Source organism: Acinetobacter corruptisaponis (genome assembly GCF_030053775.1).
In the GTDB taxonomy this organism is placed as follows: Bacteria; Pseudomonadota; Gammaproteobacteria; order Pseudomonadales; family Moraxellaceae; genus Acinetobacter; species Acinetobacter corruptisaponis.
The window spans coordinates 178,666-197,195 of record NZ_CP125670.1 but is presented as its reverse complement, the minus strand read 5'-3'; the positions used below and the strand labels follow the sequence as shown (position 1 = coordinate 197,195).

At 33.8% G+C, this 18,530-nt stretch carries 16 protein-coding genes; 14 read left to right on the top strand and 2 right to left on the bottom strand.

The window, feature by feature from the left end; translation table 11 throughout:
• The first annotated feature begins 2 nt into the window (after window positions 1-2).
• The 13 genes from QLH32_RS19195 to QLH32_RS19135 all read left to right on the top strand — a co-directional run bounded on the left by QLH32_RS19195 (window position 3) and on the right by QLH32_RS19135 (window position 14,359).
• Complete coding sequence (locus QLH32_RS19195; RefSeq protein WP_283269481.1) at window positions 3-1,655, top strand: hypothetical protein; 1,653 nt, start codon at window positions 3-5, stop codon at window positions 1,653-1,655.
• Window positions 1,656-1,681: 26 nt separating this feature from the next.
• Window positions 1,682-2,086 carry a hypothetical protein gene (locus tag QLH32_RS19190; RefSeq protein ID WP_209798085.1) on the top strand — a complete coding sequence of 135 codons (405 nt, stop codon included), beginning with the start codon at window positions 1,682-1,684 and terminating at the stop codon, window positions 2,084-2,086.
• A 74-nt stretch (window positions 2,087-2,160) separates the two neighbouring features.
• Complete coding sequence (locus tag QLH32_RS19185; RefSeq protein ID WP_240016424.1) at window positions 2,161-2,748, top strand: hypothetical protein; 588 nt, start codon at window positions 2,161-2,163, stop codon at window positions 2,746-2,748.
• A gap of 15 nt (window positions 2,749-2,763) precedes the next feature.
• Entirely contained in the window at window positions 2,764-3,798 is a 1,035-nt protein-coding gene (locus tag QLH32_RS19180; protein WP_209798083.1) for a hypothetical protein, read from the top strand.
• A gap of 11 nt (window positions 3,799-3,809) precedes the next feature.
• Window positions 3,810-4,550, top strand: a complete 741-nt coding sequence (locus tag QLH32_RS19175) for a hypothetical protein (RefSeq protein WP_061403669.1) — start codon at window positions 3,810-3,812, stop codon at window positions 4,548-4,550.
• Window positions 4,551-4,553: 3 nt separating this feature from the next.
• Complete coding sequence (locus QLH32_RS19170; RefSeq protein WP_283269479.1) at window positions 4,554-5,678, top strand: hypothetical protein; 1,125 nt, start codon at window positions 4,554-4,556, stop codon at window positions 5,676-5,678.
• A 9-nt stretch (window positions 5,679-5,687) separates the two neighbouring features.
• Window positions 5,688-6,824, top strand: a complete 1,137-nt coding sequence (locus QLH32_RS19165) for a hypothetical protein (RefSeq protein ID WP_209798081.1) — start codon at window positions 5,688-5,690, stop codon at window positions 6,822-6,824.
• A 106-nt stretch (window positions 6,825-6,930) separates the two neighbouring features.
• Window positions 6,931-10,668 carry an LPD1 domain-containing protein gene (locus QLH32_RS19160; protein ID WP_283269478.1) on the top strand — a complete coding sequence of 1,246 codons (3,738 nt, stop codon included), beginning with the start codon at window positions 6,931-6,933 and terminating at the stop codon, window positions 10,666-10,668.
• A gap of 1 nt (window position 10,669) precedes the next feature.
• Window positions 10,670-11,077, top strand: a complete 408-nt coding sequence (locus QLH32_RS19155) for a hypothetical protein (RefSeq protein ID WP_227552798.1) — start codon at window positions 10,670-10,672, stop codon at window positions 11,075-11,077.
• Between the two features lie 55 nt (window positions 11,078-11,132).
• Window positions 11,133-11,804: a hypothetical protein gene (locus QLH32_RS19150; RefSeq protein WP_283269477.1), complete on the top strand. Its 672-nt coding sequence runs from the start codon at window positions 11,133-11,135 to the stop codon at window positions 11,802-11,804.
• On the top strand, window positions 11,798-12,328 hold the full coding sequence (locus QLH32_RS19145) for a hypothetical protein (protein WP_061403674.1): 531 nt from the start codon (window positions 11,798-11,800) through the stop codon (window positions 12,326-12,328). The genes QLH32_RS19150 and QLH32_RS19145 overlap by 7 nt, the downstream gene beginning before the upstream one ends.
• The gene (locus QLH32_RS19140; RefSeq protein ID WP_061403675.1) at window positions 12,321-12,824 is read left to right on the top strand and encodes a hypothetical protein; all 504 of its coding nucleotides are present in this window, start codon (window positions 12,321-12,323) and stop codon (window positions 12,822-12,824) included. The genes QLH32_RS19145 and QLH32_RS19140 overlap by 8 nt, the downstream gene beginning before the upstream one ends.
• Window positions 12,821-14,359 carry a hypothetical protein gene (locus QLH32_RS19135; RefSeq protein ID WP_283269476.1) on the top strand — a complete coding sequence of 513 codons (1,539 nt, stop codon included), beginning with the start codon at window positions 12,821-12,823 and terminating at the stop codon, window positions 14,357-14,359. Before QLH32_RS19140 ends, QLH32_RS19135 begins: the two co-directional genes overlap by 4 nt.
• Here the strand turns inward: QLH32_RS19135 and QLH32_RS19130 are convergent.
• Window positions 14,356-14,832 (bottom strand): hypothetical protein, encoded by a 477-nt coding sequence (locus QLH32_RS19130; protein ID WP_283269475.1) that lies wholly within the window; start codon window positions 14,830-14,832, stop codon window positions 14,356-14,358. The genes QLH32_RS19135 and QLH32_RS19130 overlap by 4 nt on opposite strands.
• 37 nt (window positions 14,833-14,869) lie before the next feature.
• Window positions 14,870-15,391: a hypothetical protein gene (locus QLH32_RS19125; RefSeq protein WP_225761870.1), complete on the bottom strand. Its 522-nt coding sequence runs from the start codon at window positions 15,389-15,391 to the stop codon at window positions 14,870-14,872.
• A 409-nt stretch (window positions 15,392-15,800) separates the two neighbouring features.
• Here QLH32_RS19125 and QLH32_RS19120 point away from each other — a divergent pair, with 409 nt between their 5' ends.
• Window positions 15,801-18,509 (top strand): DotA/TraY family protein, encoded by a 2,709-nt coding sequence (locus QLH32_RS19120; RefSeq protein WP_283269473.1) that lies wholly within the window; start codon window positions 15,801-15,803, stop codon window positions 18,507-18,509.
• The last annotated feature ends 21 nt before the right edge of the window (window positions 18,510-18,530 follow it).

Here is an 18,530-nt window from a genome sequence, read left to right as displayed (position 1 = left end):
ACATGAATCCTGAAAATAAAACTAATGAACATTTAAACCAAGATAACTTAGACTTGGTATCAACTTGGTCAAATTTAAAAAATTATAGTGCCCAAAATACATCTAAGTTTGGTAAAAATTTATCAGAATTTATATTGTCTTTAGATAATCAATTAACTGATAACAGGGTTTCACTTGTCAATCTTGATATTGTGGATGAAATTGAGACTAACCAAACACTACATATACAACTCAGAAATACAGCAGGTAAGCTGCTTTATATTGGTGCTGATAATGATTCAATTTCTCTATCTGAGTTAGATAAAGACAATATAGTGATAAATACTCTAGAAGCTAAATTTGATGATAACTGGACAGAAAAAATGAATGAATATGTTAATCAGGGTATGAATGAGTATCCTCAAGAACAGAACCTTGTTGATCATCAGTTCAATCAAGGCCAAAACTTTGATGATCAGCAGTTCAATCAAAATTTACAAGAACCTGATTATTTGTATGAAGACGTTGCATTCGTAGAGTATGAAGAAAGTACACAACATCTACCTAACTCTGACATTATTGATTTGGATAGAACTGAATATCAAGTTTTAGATGATGAATTACAATTTAGCGATTCAAAGGACTTAGTAGTAATTGATAGTGAAAATGATCAAGAAAACGAGATCATAGACGATGTTAGTAAAGAGCTTGTAAAAGTAAATGGTCAGGAGTTCTTTAAAAGAAAATTAAACACCAATCAAGAAGAATTATTATTAAAAGCAATGCAGTTGTTGCAGGAAAAAAACTCTAATTATATTTATGATAGTTTCACACCACCTACAAGTTTAGTGCCTGCATCTAATGTTAATTCTGATCTGGTTGCAAGTGGAGGAAAAGGAAATTCAGGGGGAACTGTTAAAAATTATTCCTTATTTCCAAACTTAAGTAATTTATTCAAAGATCGCTCTCAAAATGCCGTGCAAGAGTTGAATACACAAATTGATGGCAATAAAGATCCTAGTGCAGTGATAGCAAATCGGTTTGATTCATTTAAATCAACAATAGCAAATGATGAGATGGATTTAAAATCCGTAGTGGCTAACCAATTGATATGTGAAAAATATAATGATGTTTTAGATGCACATCAAAATTATAGCCAAAGCATCGATGACTTTTGGAAATTTGATAAAATGGACGACTTTCGTGGGCAAATGGTTGAATATGGGAAAGCAAATAATAAAGATTTAAATACAATTGTGGATGAGTTAAATAAAGGTGAAAATGAACCATTACGAAAGATGTTTCAAGACCAGATCGATCTGATTGAGAGTACTCCAAAAGGAAAACAGATCATTTCAAATATGTATGATTCGCATCAGAACTTCGTCAACAAGACGAATTCCGCTGTTGATGTTTTAAAGAATGGTGAAGTTGACCTATCATTAAAAGAAAAATTTTCCAAAGATTTGACTCAAATTGTAGAAAATCAAGAATCCATATCTAACCAAGTACCAAACTTCATTGACAAAGATGGTAAAAAGTTCAATCTAGGTGAAGAAATGAAACGTTATGCTGAACAAATCAAATCAGCACTTAAAGCTGTGGTTGAATTTGTTAAAAGTAAAGTGGGAATTACGAATAACCAAGACGACAATTCACACTCCCCTACCCCTTAATATTATGTAATTTTAGGAGATTCTTGATGAACTCAGCTAGTGAAACAATTACTAAATTTAGAGACAAGACAGCGTTTCTAGGTTTTGAAAACCTCAACTGGTTAAAAGATTTGTTTTCTGAACAGGTTTTACCAGTTTTGGACGACTTTAATGATGTATACGAAGATCCTATCAAGATGGTTGGAGTCGCCAAAAACTACTATGCGGAAGTAGATATAATAACGGTTTCTGATTCTGAATGGTTACTTGTGTTTTCCTACGGAGAAGAAAAACTAAAAGGATTAGAAGACCAATACAAATTGCAAATTCGAGCTTATGAACTCAAAGAGCAGTTTTGCCTAACATTGGAGTCGGCAGAATTAAGATTAAGAAAATACCCATTAACAACAATAGCAAATAGTCTTCAGCGAGTTTTTGGCATTTCTCAATGAATTGAATAAATTTTTAAAAACCACTACTATATAGCAAATATATACAAATACTCTTGATGAGATTTGGGATAACAATGGACAACTTGAATATAGATAATGTTCAATTAGATTTGGACACGCTCTTACGCTTTGTGTGCGCCTATGCACTTAATGATACTCATGTATCACAAACTATTATTGCCTCCAGTTTTGAAAGCTTACCTGATCAAATTAAATCGTTTGGTTTGTTGGTTGAATTCACGCCTGAAAAATCTGACTTACTTGGCATTAATTTTACTTCGATTAGTACTGAGGTAAGTGATAAGTGTATAAAAAATCTAAGTAAATTTATTGACCTATTCCGCAAAGAAAATGTTAATAAAATCGAATATCCCATTATCTATGACTTTTTCTCAGCAAGTCCTTTTTCTTATGTCATCTACTTCATCAGAAATGTCATATCGAGTAGTAAAGCAAATAACGAATTCTTAAAAGTGAATCAGCATTTAACTGATCTAATAGTCTGGATTATTGAAAATAAAGCAGATCAGTTATTTCTTGCAAGGCTTCTATTCTTTATACGGCATTGGCAAACAATCTCAGTGTATGACTCGATTAATGTCAGTGAAATTAAAGGCATCTTGGCATACGCAAAATCCAATAATATTTTTCCATCTTTTTGAAATTAGGTGATTACTATGAAAAAAGCCTCTACTTTTAAACGTAAAGAACTTGTTACCAAGATTTCTTCTAGTAATCACGGATTACAATTAAGAAGTCTGGTTATAGGTGTATGTTTTGGTTTAGCAACTGCTACATCAATCTCATCAATTGCATCGAATACTGGTCTAAACTCGCTTGGATCTACTCAAAGTAATGTCGAGTCAATTAATCAGCAGTCCTCAACAGTGGGAAATAGTTATACAAATACCGTTACTTCAAATATCCCAACTATTACCTCCTCCCCTTTCGTTGCTGACGATAACTCCGCAGCTGCACAGTCTGCAATCAATACAGCAGCGGTTGGATGTGGTGATGCTAATACGCAAGGTAGTATTGCTTGGACACAACAAGAAGTAATTAAGAATCGTCAAATTCTTAATACTGCTCCAGTAGACATTGATGCTCTATTTAATGGTAGCTCAGGAGGTTCTTCAGGATCTAGCTGTTTCTCTGATATTACGAAAATGATAGACCTTTCAATTGCTATTCCAGATTTCAGTGGTATGAAAGCAGCTGCGATTGCAGCACTAAGAGCTTACGCTACACGTAAAGTTTGTACGATGGTAAATGAAGCAACGAAAAAAGCTCTTGAGCCTTTAAACAACGCAATTGACATCATTAATAAAAACGGAACTATTGATCTAAATGGTGCGGTTCAAGGGGCTGTAACTGGAGGTTTAGGTAAGATTGATCCAGAATTAGCGGACATCTATAAAACTCAAGCTCCGACTGGTCAATCAGTAAATGTTTTCCCAACAGAAACAACGCAATTTAATACTGATTTAAAGAATGTTCAAAATTCAGTGAATAATTCTATTGGCGGTATGACCAACCCAACTGGAACGAATACAACTGGTGGATCAAATGGTAATACATGGAGTAATGCTACTAACCCTACCGCTACTGCAAGTACAGGTAACTTAGCTGCTAGTACTCAAGGAAATCAGACACAGAATAATACTAGCTCAGGTAGTAAATCTTCTATCTTTGATTCCATATTCGGAAATTAAGGAGGCAATAAATGATTATAAATCGTAATCTACTTTTATTGTCCTTGCTTTCCATTTCTTCGCACAGCTTCGCTGTGCAGGCTGAGAATAGTTATAACCTGCTTACTCAGCAGGTTAAAGGTGCTTACAGTGTTTTAACACAGCAAAAAGCAATTGGATCACAACAACAAGCAGAATCAGCAAAGAATGCGCATCAAGCCCTTGCTACGGCAATTGGTGCAATTAATATGTCTGATCGCCTGTTAAAATTTATGGTTGATGATGCAGGTCGTCTAGGAAGTTCACAGACAACATCTTGTGTGGTTTTTGCCAATCAGCAAGCTGAGAAAATTAAGTTAGTTCAATCATCAATCTATGCAAGAGACATGGTTTCCAACTTTATGAAAGTGATGATGAGTAATTCATCTGAAGCTGAAGCGAACAGAATTGAAAGACATAAAAATTATTGCAGTATTGCAGAAGCTAACATGGGGATTTGTTCAATATTACCTAATGGTTTGCAAAGCGGTGATTCTAATTATTCACTGGTATTCAACCATAATAAATTGCAATCAGATACACATAAGGCTGCAACAGACTATATTGCGAATATTGTTGATAACCGCTATTCCGCACAAGATATTTGTTCAAATGCACAATGTATCAGTAAACAAATCGACTATATAACACGTACTTCGGGTAATAGTTTGTCGGCTTTTGTCTTAAGTAATCAAGTCTCTCAAAGACTTCCTTACAATGTTGGAGGTCAATAAAAAATGAAATCAATCAAATTACTAATTACAACTTCCCTTTTAGCCATTCCATTTTATGAAGCAAATGCAAATGCAAATCTTCAATATGAAGTCGTATCGCCTCAATTTCAGTCTCAAGTGCAAACATTAAGTGCGACCATGACAACCAATTTCGCTACTACACAAGCGAACTTGCTTTATGCCATTCAGGAAAATACTAGACAGATTTCTTCAGCAATTAGTGTAGCAGTTACTCAATCAAGTGCAGGTGCAACACAAGTAATTGATGCAAGAAAAATTGCAGCACAAGGCTTGGCAACAGCGATCCAAGCAATAGGTCAACAAGATAAGATTATTGATACTGTTCTAAGTTATGGATCAACGGGTCAAGGCTATAATACTTGTAAAGTTCTTGTTGGTAATGCAACACTAAGTAATGGTAAAAACGAATCGCAAAAGCTCGCTGCAAAAATGGTTAATAATACCAGTACGGGTACAGGGCGATTAGTACACGATATAAATCAAGTTAATAAAGAGACTATTCAACGTCATCGTGAACTTTTTTGTACAGCAGAAGAAGCTGCAAAAGGTTTATGTACTGTAAGTAAGCTTGCAGGTGGCGACACCAATGCAGCTTTACTATTCCAACCTGCCAAAACGAATAGTTTAGAAGCTGAGGCACGTAGAAGTTTACGTGGAAATATTTTAGGTGCTCCAGATGTAGCATTGAATAGCGTCAACGGGATGACACCTAGAGGTCAACAATACTTATTTGCTTTGAACCGCAAAACAGCTTTACAAGCCTTTCCTGCCTATTCTTTAGCATCAATTGATGCTGCTAATCTTCAAACGATAAAAAATGAAAATGGTGAGCTGCGATCACCTAACCAGATGATCGATGATGTCATAGGTCGATACTATGGCACGGAAGAAGCAAAGAAATGGCAGGCTACAATGATGAATCAAAGTACACGAGGATTATTGGTTGAGATGGCACGCCAGAAAGGTGCAAATATTTGGCTCTTAAATGAGGATTATGAACGTGGTCTTCGACTTGAGGGTAATCTTGCATCACTGCTTTTAATCAGCGCAGATGAAGCGAATAGTAAAACTAAGAAAAGCTATCAGTCTATTGCAGGCCGATCTTAGGAGAATAATATGAATCGTAAAACTGGATTCTTGGCACTTTGCTTATTTAGTACATCTGTAGCTGCATATTACTGTCCACCTTATATGACACCTACATTTTTAACTCAAATGAGTACAGGCTTTGCACAGCTCAAAGCAACATTCACTACAGGTTTAAATACATTAGATACATCTGTAAGTTCTGCATTGCAACTCGAACGAAGTATGATACTTGGGGCAATTGGAGTTCAAACTCAACAAGAAGCTGTAAATGCTTCTAATATTGCACATGCAGATATGGAAATTGCACGTACAACAGCGAGTGCAATTGGGGCAATGAAACAATCAGACAGAATTAAAGATACAGCTCTCAATTATGGAGCAGCTGGTCAAGGTTACAACCCATGTCTAGTATTGAATGAACGTAGAACTATCACTGAGACACAGGAAAAGGATAAAGAAATAAGAGCTGATATGGTTTTCCAGAACGTTACAGCAGGAACAGGAAAGTTTGCAAATCCCATAAAAGCACAAGATGAAGCTTTGAAGCTTCACCACGATTATTTCTGCACATCCGAACAAGCAGCAGCAGGTCTCTGTTTGAGTGTAGGTGAAATGCAAGGAGCAAATTTACAAGCCTCTACGCTATTTGAGTATTCATCATCTACAGATAAATACGCTATGGCTAAAACCAGTTTTATTAATAATATGGTTGGTCTTCCAGATGCACCATTAAGTGCTACAGCAGCTAAAACTCCTAGAGGTCAGGAATATTTACGTCAAAAATTTGAAAAAGATGCTGTAATTTCACCTGCGCTTAACTCTCTTATGGCTATTCAGTCAGAATTTACGGCTACACCAAATGGAACTGAGTCTGGTCAACCCGTAAAACCTTTAAGACAACAATATCGTGAGCAAGTAGATCGTTATCTTGGTCATGGTGAGGAATATAAGAACTGGAATCGAAGTTTAGTGGGACAGACTGAACGTGGAGTTTTAGTTGAAATTCTTAAAGAGGGAGCTTTGGAGCTTGCAATAATGGGTAATAAACATGCGCAAAATGAACGTATCGAATCTATGCTTGCTTCTTTAGTATCACAAGAAAATAAGAAAGTTAATTCTTTGACCAATAAAAATCTAGCAGGTTCAGCAACAGCTCCAAAGTAAACTTTAGAAATCTTTCATTTATGAAAGATATTTGAGGGTGGTTGAACCAGATTGAGATTTTGAAAAACTTTCATAAATGAAAGTTTTTCATATTGAGGATTGTAAAATGAAATGGTTAAACTTGGAAAATTACGGTCTAAATGTTGGTTTTAGACACCCGACAAAAAATCGTGACAAACTTGCTATTGTCTCAATAAATGATATTAAAAGATTGAATCATTTTTTTGATCTAGACCAATTTCAATTACACATGGAATCCATAGGTTTTAATCGTGTTAATTCTGAGAATTCTTATCCTAAATTTGTAAAAGCAGACAATAAAATTCAACCATCATTATTTAGAAAATTTCTAAATATAGATAACTCTAATATTGTTGAAATGCCTGAAAGTAATGCGATAGCTAGATTGAAAATTGATAAGGATCAGTGGCTAAGCTTTTCAAAAAGTCAAAATACACAAAAAGAATTCTGGTTTGTTGATTCAAAGGTTTATGCAGAGAAGTTCAAACTTGAAAGCTTTGCAGACATTGAAAAACAATTTAATGAGTTTAATAAAAATAAGGATGAACGATTCATAGATTTATCTTTTGAAAACCCGTTGCCAATAGATACATTAAAAAAATATGGATACGATAGTAAGATTTTTGGAGTTATCACATCTGATAGATCAATGCTAATGAACTTAGGATTTCCTGAATCTGCATTTAAAAAAGCAGATTTATCTTTTGTTCTGCCTGTAAGTGTTATGGAGAATAAGACGCTATTAGCTATATCAAATATAAAAGAAACACCTGAAATATTAGAGTATTCAGCGGATTCATGGCAGGAAGCAATAAAGGTACAAAATGCTTTGCCTGAAATTGCGAAGATAACGCAGAATTTGAAAAATTTTATTGAAAGCCCTGATGAGGAATTCATAGATTCACTTCTGTTGGAAATTAAGAAATTTCACGAAAAAGACTATGTGGATGTGTTATCTCATCAATTTAAAGCTGAACTAGCGGATGTAGGGATAAACAATAGCAACCAGAAGTTAGAAACTCTTTTAGCATACATTCATAAAATTGATATTTATAACGAGTTAGACTCGAACAAATTAGAATTAATAAAAAAACAGCAGCAAAATTTTGAAAATATTGAACACAGTAAGACAACGGATGTTGTCATAGAAACAATAGAGAAAGGGAAGAACAGGACTGCCGATAGAATTGAAGATTATGGCGAAAATGTTTTTGGTGCACGAAAGCACTTTTACGAAAATAGAGATTCAACATTACTTGAGATAGAAAAAGATAGAAATCATTCTTTTGAAATATTAGTTGATAAATATAAAAAAAGCTCTTTGTGGAACTTCAAAAAAGAGACATTGCCTCAGTTGGAGGATAAATCGAATGAATTATTCTTTTTTGCACAATCAATTTACAATATGATCCCAAATAAATTGAGTATGGCTAAAATTGATAAAAATAAACCAGAAATTTTCATTCAAAGATTAAAAGACTATTCAAAGTTTGTTGGACATTTTAAGGAAATTATTCAAGCAGGTATTGATTTACATGATCGCTACCCATTATCAGCTATGACTAACATGCTTGTAAACTATAAGAATGTTATAGATAAAGTAGCTTCAAATCCACAACAGTTTTACTTTGATGATCTAGATCCTGAGTCGCCAGAATTTAATGATTCATCTCGGTCTAACATCCGAGAGTTCATTAAAGGAGTAAATAGAAAATCCTCAAACTTATCAAAAACAATGTCTTTTCTTGAAGACGTAAAAGTCGGTTCAATAAAAGTTATGGTGAATACCATAAATGAGGATACTTCTGAAATAGATGAGATCTACTTTAGAAGATATGTTGAAACTGGAGGAGAGATTAATCATACAAATCAACTTTCAAAATATGAAATACCTCCTCATGCTAAATTGGAAAATGCTTTTTATACATTCGAGAAAGTTACAGGCCAAGATGGGTTTTTTCAAATTATAAGGAATGGGAGTGGTTTCAAAGATCAAATCCAGAAAGTTATAGAAAAGCTTAATTTAAGTCTAGAAATTCAAAAAAATATAACACCTGAAAAAGAGATTTCATATTTTAGAGCAAGTTATGATCCAAATTATAAGGATCTAGAATTAAATGACTTAGAAAATAAATCGGATAATGTCATTTCAGAAAGCAGTATAAAAATCACTGAAAGATTTGATTTAGAGTATAAAAAGCAAATCAAGCAAGATCAACCAGAACGTCTAGATCTTAGGTATCCTCAGATTCTCCAGAATTTGACACACGAAACATCAACTGACTATAGAAATAGTGAGGATGTTACAGTCGATGACTTTGGTAGGAATTTCGCATTTCGAGCTGTGCAATTTGGTAATTGGGTTACACAAAATGAAAGACAGGAACTACTAAACATTACTTATGATGGCTTAAGTGAGCTAAAAAATGTATTGAACTTGACTGACTCTGATATTTCATTTAATGGTGAATTGGCAATAGCATTCGGTGCAAGAGGTAGAGCAGGCAGAGGTGCAGCAGCAGCGCATTATGAGCCTTATAGTCAAATATTTAATTTAACAAAAGTACGTGGTGCAGGTTCAGTATCACATGAATGGTTTCACTCATTAGATCACTATGCTGCGAGGGTTTTAGAGGAACAAACGAAAAAGTTAGTTTACAAAAGTGGTAGTTTTAATGCTGTAGAGAAAAATTATTATTTGAGTGAACTCATGGCAGATGTTGATTATGAAAGTTCAAAATATATTATTGATTCAAACCCAATACTTAAGTCCTTTTATAATTTGCAAAAAAAATTGAATGGCAAAATGGAAGCTGATGAAATATTCACTAAAGAGGGTATAAATCTAATTAAAGTACGTTCTGAGGAAGTGATTGAAAACTCATTACAGAGATTAATAATAAAAAAAGACCAATTAATTAATGCTGTTAGAGAAATTGGCAAAGATGATGCTGCTCAATTTCTGAATAAAACGATGAGTGAGATTGTTGATAGTCTTTATAGACTTAAAACAATAGAATTGGATCAACATTATAAAAATCCCTTATTTATACCTGATCTTCGTTTGCATCAGTCTAATACTGCTAGTATGTATCGTGCTATTGGAGCTGCATTGAGAAAAGACAATATCTCTTTTGGAAGATATACGTTATCAAATCCGATAACTGAGGAAAGTAATCGGTTATTGAGAGCTAAAAATGAAGTTGGACAGGAGAGTATAGCCTCTACTAGAGAATTATACAGTCATCTCAGATTACACAGAAATGTAAAAGGACTTGAAAATGAAATACATGCTGTTGCTTTTCAAATAATTCAAAGCCAGATTTTACCCTTAGCAATTAGTGAACTTATACGGCATTCAGATCCTCAATATAATAAAATGAAAGAAAGATCACTGCGTATCTTGATTGATAGAGCAGAGGCATTTTTCAAAATTAACTCATCAAAAAATAATAATGATCTTTCATTAGATGCGATGTTTAATAAGAATAATTTCGCAAGTAAAGCTCGGTTACTCGATGTTACAGCTAATGCTTACTGGTCAAGAACCTGTGAGAAGTTTGCACGATGTGGAGAAGCATTGGTTACGGATCTCTTTAAAGAAAAGGGTGTAAGTGTGGGTTATATCGTTCAATGTATGGAAGATCCCAAAACGAATGGTGAAAGATCTGGTATTACACCCTCTGGCCAAGATAGGGTAGAGATATTGCAAAGTTACAAAGAGACCATGCAAAGTTTGCGTGAGTATGTTTTTAAACCAAAACATTCTGCTAAAAACACTCTTGAGGTGAACGCAGAGTTAGAAAATTCTGTGAGAGTATGATATGGAACTAAATAATACAAATTTTCAATTGAAGACAGTTTTACTCAGCTATTGTCGAATGCAAAGTGAAAAATTGAAATATAAATATATGGATGGTTATGTAGATCCAGAGAGCTGTGCAACTTATCTATATCCTGTAGTTTGTTTTCTTACAGAATCGGAGTTTATGTATTACTACAGCCGTAACAAAGATCATGATTCAGAGATACTTTTTGAATATGAAGAAAATAAAGATTTGTCATTATTTAAGCCGATTAAAGTAACACCGACTACTGCACTAAAATCCATATCATTTAGTATGATAGCCCCATTTTTCTATTTTTGGCTAAAGATGTTAGTTGAGCGATATTTTGACAAACTTGAACTCATTTATATACATTTTCCCAAAGAACAAATTTTTAAAAATTGACACTTTAAAATTTTTAAAATACTCTTAATGTATCTCCGTAGCAATGAGTCTGGCCATGAATACAACAATACGAAATACTTATGACATTGGCTCTGAACTTTTTGGTTTAAAGGTTCGTCAGGTAGCAAATTTGCCCAAAGAAAAAACTCAAGATTTCATAACGGAATTGTTGGACTCATATCCAAAATCTGATGGGCAGGGGTATGTTTCTAAAGAGAAATCAAAAAGAGGTTATTCGATAGAAGAAGTAGACAATAAAGTCATCATCACTTCATTTATCCATGTAGATCGAGATGACTGGTATGAAATCGTTTGTGGGTTTGATTTCATCGAAAATCAAGTTTACATGTCTTTGATGACGGAGAGTAATTCAGAGATATTTAAGATTGGTGATGGAACTGAATCTTTTTCAACAAAAACAGTGTCTATAAATGAGTTTATGAAAGTGGGGGAGCAGGGTGAGCCGTCTAAATTTGAAACGCTCATAGGTTCACTAACTATTGCACTTTTCCCTGAGTCGCTGTTTGAAGCGTACTCATTGAAAGACGTTCTCCATTTCGGCATTCTTTTTTCAAAGTCTTATTATGAAGCAGATCAAAGTATAAATCTGACTATTAGGAATGTTCTAAGAGATCACCTTTCGGCTAATAATCCTCAAGACCACATTCTTGATCTGGAAACAAAAGCACATTTAATTAATGCTCCGTTTATGGCACTTAGATGGTAAACAAACAGTCAATAAAAATTATTGACCTGATTGCAAAAAATTATAGTCAAGGTCTGTCTCCAGATGAGTATTCTTTATTTAAGGCTGTAAATAAAAGTTCAGGTAGGCCAGTACATTTAGACTACTATGGTTTTTTTGAAAACCGTAAGATTTGTCTACTAAGTGAAGTTGATGAAGAAATTGAGATCACTGGAAAATCAAAGATAAAATTGTATTTTCGCAAAGAAACACTTCAAGTAGACTACTTGGATGCAATCACTGAAGAAGTGAAGTTGATGCCAATTTCAAAGATACTTTTATTGGAAAATACTCTTTTTTCTAAATTATTGAGTCCAGTTGGAGACTTCAAGTTTAGTATAGAGTTTGAAGTAAAAGGGCAATTTATTGAATATGGATTTATTCATATCCTAAAAGTTATACAATTACTTATAGAGAAAAATTTACCATTCTCTAAGTTATGTGACTTTTTGGATTCAGGAAAATTTAAACTGCAATTATTAGCAAATGGAGCTGACAATGTTTGAAGCCATTCAAAGTGATTCTGCAATTGAATCTTTGATAAAAGCTGAGGATTTCGTGCTTGTACGTGGAATAAATTCTACAGAGCTAATTGGTCAAGTTTCATTCGATAAAACTTGTATCTATCTTTCAATGGTAGATACCGAATTGAGCCGTATACTCATTAACTCAAAACTGTTGATTTCACGCATAGGTTCACTGAAAGAAATTATCGAAAAATTTCCAATCACTTTTTTTCATACAAAAAAGTTTATTGAATGCTCCACTGATGAAAAGGTAATAAAATATTCTTCAGATAGCTTATTTATAATTAAAGCTATGTACCATTCAATTGTACAAAATAATTCTTTGGAACAAGGCGAAAATAAAAATGCTATTGAGAAAAACTTAAAAGAAGCTGTAACGAAAGCAATTGAAGAAGAAGTTTTTATTTCAGATATGCACTTCTCATTGTCAGAATATATTTTTAAAAGACCTACTACTGACATGGAATATAAATGATAAAATATTATTGCTTTGAAGATTTACTGCTGACTGAAAATGATAATGAATTTGTAGGTTACTTAAATCTTTATTGCAATAAAGACAATGAGATTAAGCATTTAGATTTAAATAGTGGTTTAGATAGTAAATATATCCTTAATAAGTTTCAGCATATTTTACAGAATGGTTATGCTTCAATATTTTTTAAATATTCATTCTTTAATCAAGACTATACTAGGATTTGGGGAATTCACCACGTAATATTATGTCTTTATCTACATGAACAATGTTCTAAATACGGCACATATTTATGCAAAATTGATAATAAAAATCCTGAAATCGTTTTACCATTTTGGTATAAAAACAACTCTCAATTTCAGTTGGGTGACTTTGGTTTTGTATTGGAAAATTGCCTGATAGATCCAGAGACTACAGATCCTTTTTTTACATCTTGTGATGAAATTGTTTCAAATCTAAAGGACATTTGGAAGAACTATTCCAGTGAAGAATTTGATCATCCTTTTTTTAGGAACTTATTTTTCATTCTTATCCTATCTTCTAGTGGTAACTATTCAAATTGTTTTAAAACCGATCTTTTAAATACAAAATTCCATATTTCAAACATACTTGAATCTGCAATAGCAAATTTCTCTAATTTTTTAATTTGTTTTGATAATTTGATCTGTGAACTAGGTTTTACTAATACTAAACAGATTAATAAGGTTGAAGTTAATCTGGTTGACGATGTTGGAGAATTAACTGAAGCTGAATTCTCTGAACTAGCGTTTGAAATAACAAACTGGATTGAGTCAAATGGTAGAGTCAATACAGTCAAATTATCAGGAGAGGGCATATCTCTAAAACAGGATCAGGAACAAACTATTCATGAACCAGTAAACACTGAGATTCAACTTGATACCACTATTCTCATCAATCAGAATCTATGTGATTTTAGTTTTGATGATTTTAAAAAATTGTTTAGAGAAACCTGTATTCACTATGCAGAACAATTTTTTAAAATTGAGAAAACTTTACCCTTGCAAGGATTTTACATTAACTTTTTGGAATATATCGATGCCAACTTATTAAAGCAAAAAAGTAAAATCGAGGCTGTGCAGCTTAATTATTTAAAGTATGAACTCTTATTTTCTATGGCTTATATTTTTTCAAAAAATTATGTATATAAATTTTTGAGTGATAATTATCTGACACTTATCAATAATTCGGTTGCCTACTCAAAAGAATTAATTTCTTTAATTAATACAAAAATAAAATCTGTAATTATATTTTTGAAAAATAAGTATGAAAGTGCATATTCGGTAAGTCCAGAAGCATTCCAAAACTTTTCAACATTCCAAATAGTTTATTATTATTTGAGATTTTATTCAGAGTTTATTGTTGAAGTAAATATTGGTTTCTTTATTGATTTTGATAAATTGATGATTGAACAAAAATATAAAAACGAGCTTGAAAGAATTTCAAAACTTGATTTAAGTTTTTTTTATTATTTGACGGAGAACTCTCCCCGTCAAATATATTTGATTAAAAATTAGAAGAATGATCCAAAACCTTGTTCTTGATTGTTGGAATTTTCTTTTGTTACTTCATTCGAGCGTTGCTGCGAAAGTTGTTCTTTGGCCTTAATTTGCTCAATAATCTCTTTTTGCATTGGGTTGATTACGGGAGTTGCGGATTTTGTTATTTCATTTGAGTCATTTTCAAATTGGTAATTTGGCATAGACATTGTTCTTACCAATTCATCTGCTTTTCTATAGTAGCTACTGGTGAAGAAGTTATTCGCTACTTCACTTAAAACAACTGAGTTTAACTTTGGATTGTCTAAAATGAGCGATTGGATATTATTGATTCCTAATCGGTTAAAGATGTTTCCTAAAGATTTTCGGTGGTCATTAACTTCTGGAATTTCAAGTTTAGCCGTCTTGTGCAAATTATTTAAAAGCGGACTTGGTGAGAGTAGTCCAGTAAAGGGAATAACTTTACTGCATTTAATATCTGTTGTATCCATTGTAACCTCCATGCCGATCTACGGTCATATCTTAAGTTTATCGTTGCGGATTAAAGCTGTTTTCAATAGTAGATTTTAATACAACTTTTTGGGTAGTTGTGCTATCTCTTTCAATTTCTCTATGTTTAGAAACAATTTGCTTCTCAACTGAGAATTTTTGGCTTTCTGGTACGAATGCCAGTACGTTCTCTTTTGTTGATCTCACGAAATCAATTTTTGCTGAGCGTTCGCAGTTAAGATTCTTGATACATTGTAAAGTTTTAGTCAGAGATTCATCATTAACTTTTTCAAGTGAAGGATCTTTCATAAAGGCGAGGGCAGTCTCAAAAACGAGATTGTTTGCTTCATTCAGAGCTGTACGTTCTCGTTTCAGGTTGACCAAAACTTTATCATTGATGATTTGATGCTTTAAGGCAACAGAGCTATTGTCAACATCCTTGAGACCATGCTGTATCCTGTGTTCTAAAACTTTATTCAGCTTGTTATCATTTCCTGCCTGCATTGCATAACTTAGGATCTGATTAGCGTGCATTGTATTTAAAGGTGCAGATTGTTGCATATCAACAATCGATGCAAGTAAGTTTGTATATGATTTGGTACTACAATACATACCCGTAACCTCTAAAGATATTGATTCTTCCTAACTCATTAGTTGTAAACATAAATTTTTAAATTAATAGACGCTAAAACTTAACATTAAGTTTTACATTAAACACTACTATACAACTCGTATCAATTGATTGTAATACTTTATTTTTCAAAGTGCTTTAAAAAATGATTAGAATCTCAACAAAAAAATCTTTGCTCGAAAATTTTTAAAAATTGTGTATTACTAAAATTTAAATTAATATTGCCTATAGTAAAGAAAGTCCGTTTTTATGCGTATTCTTTACTCCAATTAACAAGATAGTAGAGCTACTTGTAAGCCTAGACAATTTGATTTGCTAGGATAAAAAAGGATAACATTAATGAGTATATACTGCCCGTTTTCATCTGATAGTACCTGTCAGAATGATGCTGCTGTTGCGTTACTAGGCAAAATTTTTGGCCACGATTTCATTCAAGCGTTTGTAACAGGAAACTCACCTGCTGCAACTGCACCGCCTAGTGGCGAACTTGCCCCTGTGTTGTTTGGTGCGCTAGGGCACATGGGACTTGTAGCTGCTGCTTTCCTTTTTCTATGTCTAATCTTTTCTTCTGTGATGCACACTGCTCAAGATGGTGAAGTGTTTGGACAGGGAAGTAAAAAAGGGTGGGTTGTAATTCGCTTTATTACTGCGGTGGTTTTCTTACTACCTACTGTTTCTCTCTATAGTGTTATTAACATTCTGTTATTGATGATTGTTCTGGCGTCAAATGGAATGACTAATAAAGCGAATCGAGAATTCCTACAGACTGCTATTCAAAATCCATCACCAAGTTTCGCTTCCATTGATAACTATGATCCTTATGGATATAGAGCCTTTGCGTTACAAAAAATACGTCAGTACCAATGTACAAGGGTTTTGAATGCTAATTTCAGTCCAGATGCTTCAATAGGCGAAAAAGTCTATCCTGATGGTTCAAGAAGTTATATCAAAACGGTTGGTGGTGAAAATATATTTCATGGTGAACTTGTTGATAATAATAAATATTTAGATCAAGGATACTTTGGAGCAATTTGTGGTAGCTCTGACTATATTGTTACTAATGCTTCAGCGTTAGGGACTAATATTAAGTACTTAACTCAAAATCCTGATTTGGATGATTATAAAACCTATAAAACAAGAATGATTCTGAATATTCAGAATTTAAAATTTCAGGGTATTAGTCGATTAAATACAGCTATCACAGCTTATGTAAATAATTTTCCTGATTTGGCAGAAAGTCCTGAGTCTTATGCAACAATCTTTAAACAACGATTTGATCCACTTGTCCTTGATAAAATAATCACAGATGAGATAGCAAGAACGGATTCCGAAATCACGAATTATTTAACTTCGCAGCAAAACTCATATATCCAAAAAACACTTGATTACTATGCTCAAAAAGGTTGGACTCAGGTTGCATTAGCCAAAAGGCAAATGGGTGAGTTCCAGAAAGATATTTATGATGCTAAAGCTAAAGTCATATATCGTGGTACTAATCCTGACTTACAACGGATGAATCGTGAGGGAGTATCCAGTGAGAAAGAGAAAGTTATGTATAACGTTCTCGTTCGTCAAATGGATATGGCCATTAATGATTATATGAAAACCCCTACAGTAGTAACTAACTTGTCTACGTCTGATATGGAAAATTTAATTCCAGAGGATCTTACAAGTGAAGATGTTTCATATAAACGTATTGCAGCTGATGTAGAAGACGCTAATACAACTTTAGTTATGAAAACGATGCGAGTCTTTATCGATACGTTTGTTGGTTCTAGTGCAACCAATAATGTTGATGCTATTACTCGAATGCAAACAACAGGTAATGTTTTGCATATCGTACTAACTCAATTGGATGGTGCTATTTCTGGCCTGCGAATTGGATTAACTGTAGGTGGTGCAACAGGTGCAGTATTCTCAGACAACATTGGTACAGCTGCTCAGATAGCAATTGGCTTGGTTGATTACTTATCTGAGAAGTTAGGGAAAATCATGGTAATGGGTAAGTTGGTAGCAATTTACATGGCTATTATTATCCCAACATTACCGTATGTATTCTTCTTGATGGCTGTTATTGGTTGGGTGCTCCACATTCTTCAGGCAATGACTGGTTTGATCTTATGGTCGATTATGCACATGATTCCTGATAGAACCTTTGTTGGTTCGCAGATGCAAGGATACTTGACCGTTATTGCTTTGTTCTTCAGGCCTATGTTGTCTTTAATGGGATTCTATTTAGCATTTATGCTGTCAGATCCTATTATTACTTTTACTACAAACGTATTCTTCACAATCATGGGTGCAACTCAATTCACATCAAATGGATTCATTGCTGCACTATCACAATTTTTCTTCTTGATGGCTTGGGTGATCTTGTATTGCACGATCCTTTTACCAATCATCTTTTTGATATTTTCATTGCCGACTACACTGGCTGATAGTGTTATTTCATGGTTGGGTACGAATTTATCTCGTTCTCTTGGTGAGACCAATCTTGCACATAATGCTGGTAGTGCAGCACCTAAAGCAGCAGGATATTATGGTGGTAGTGGTGGATCTGGTGGACAGGGTGCTTCACCTAATCCAAATGGTGGCGGTGGTGGACAAGGGCAAAGACCGCAGGGTGGTGATGGCACTGTTTTAGTTAATCGTGGATCTGGATCTACAGCAAAGCCATCAGGATCAGTTTCTAGTTTGCCTAATGCTAATCCTAGTTCTGTAGGAGCAGCTCCTCAACAGAACAATGTTGGGAGAGCAGTAGGGCAAGGTATTGCGAGAGGGGGTATTGCAGGTGGGTTAGCTGCTTATGGTGCTTATAACGCAAGACAGGGGCTTTCTCAGCAAGCTACATTAGGCACTGCACAGTTATCTTCATTCAATAATGCGAATAGAATGGCTATACCAAATTTCTCCAGTATGACGTTCTCGCCTGTATCGGGTCAAAATCAGTTATCTAAAACAGGCAATGCGCCATACTTACCACAATCAAGAAATTTCCAATCATTGAATACGGATAATAGAGGCTTATCACAAGATTCACGGCATTAATTGAAATAAAAAAAAGAGTTT

Coding starts and splice junctions, on each gene's coding strand:
- QLH32_RS19195 (WP_283269481.1), top strand. CDS start 3: ATGAATCCTGAAAATAAAACTAATGAACATTTAAACCAAGATAACTTA.
- QLH32_RS19190 (WP_209798085.1), top strand. CDS start 1,682: ATGAACTCAGCTAGTGAAACAATTACTAAATTTAGAGACAAGACAGCG.
- QLH32_RS19185 (WP_240016424.1), top strand. CDS start 2,161: ATGGACAACTTGAATATAGATAATGTTCAATTAGATTTGGACACGCTC.
- QLH32_RS19180 (WP_209798083.1), top strand. CDS start 2,764: ATGAAAAAAGCCTCTACTTTTAAACGTAAAGAACTTGTTACCAAGATT.
- QLH32_RS19175 (WP_061403669.1), top strand. CDS start 3,810: ATGATTATAAATCGTAATCTACTTTTATTGTCCTTGCTTTCCATTTCT.
- QLH32_RS19170 (WP_283269479.1), top strand. CDS start 4,554: ATGAAATCAATCAAATTACTAATTACAACTTCCCTTTTAGCCATTCCA.
- QLH32_RS19165 (WP_209798081.1), top strand. CDS start 5,688: ATGAATCGTAAAACTGGATTCTTGGCACTTTGCTTATTTAGTACATCT.
- QLH32_RS19160 (WP_283269478.1), top strand. CDS start 6,931: ATGAAATGGTTAAACTTGGAAAATTACGGTCTAAATGTTGGTTTTAGA.
- QLH32_RS19155 (WP_227552798.1), top strand. CDS start 10,670: ATGGAACTAAATAATACAAATTTTCAATTGAAGACAGTTTTACTCAGC.
- QLH32_RS19150 (WP_283269477.1), top strand. CDS start 11,133: ATGAATACAACAATACGAAATACTTATGACATTGGCTCTGAACTTTTT.
- QLH32_RS19145 (WP_061403674.1), top strand. CDS start 11,798: ATGGTAAACAAACAGTCAATAAAAATTATTGACCTGATTGCAAAAAAT.
- QLH32_RS19140 (WP_061403675.1), top strand. CDS start 12,321: ATGTTTGAAGCCATTCAAAGTGATTCTGCAATTGAATCTTTGATAAAA.
- QLH32_RS19135 (WP_283269476.1), top strand. CDS start 12,821: ATGATAAAATATTATTGCTTTGAAGATTTACTGCTGACTGAAAATGAT.
- QLH32_RS19130 (WP_283269475.1), bottom strand. CDS start 14,832: ATGGATACAACAGATATTAAATGCAGTAAAGTTATTCCCTTTACTGGA.
- QLH32_RS19125 (WP_225761870.1), bottom strand. CDS start 15,391: ATGCAACAATCTGCACCTTTAAATACAATGCACGCTAATCAGATCCTA.
- QLH32_RS19120 (WP_283269473.1), top strand. CDS start 15,801: ATGAGTATATACTGCCCGTTTTCATCTGATAGTACCTGTCAGAATGAT.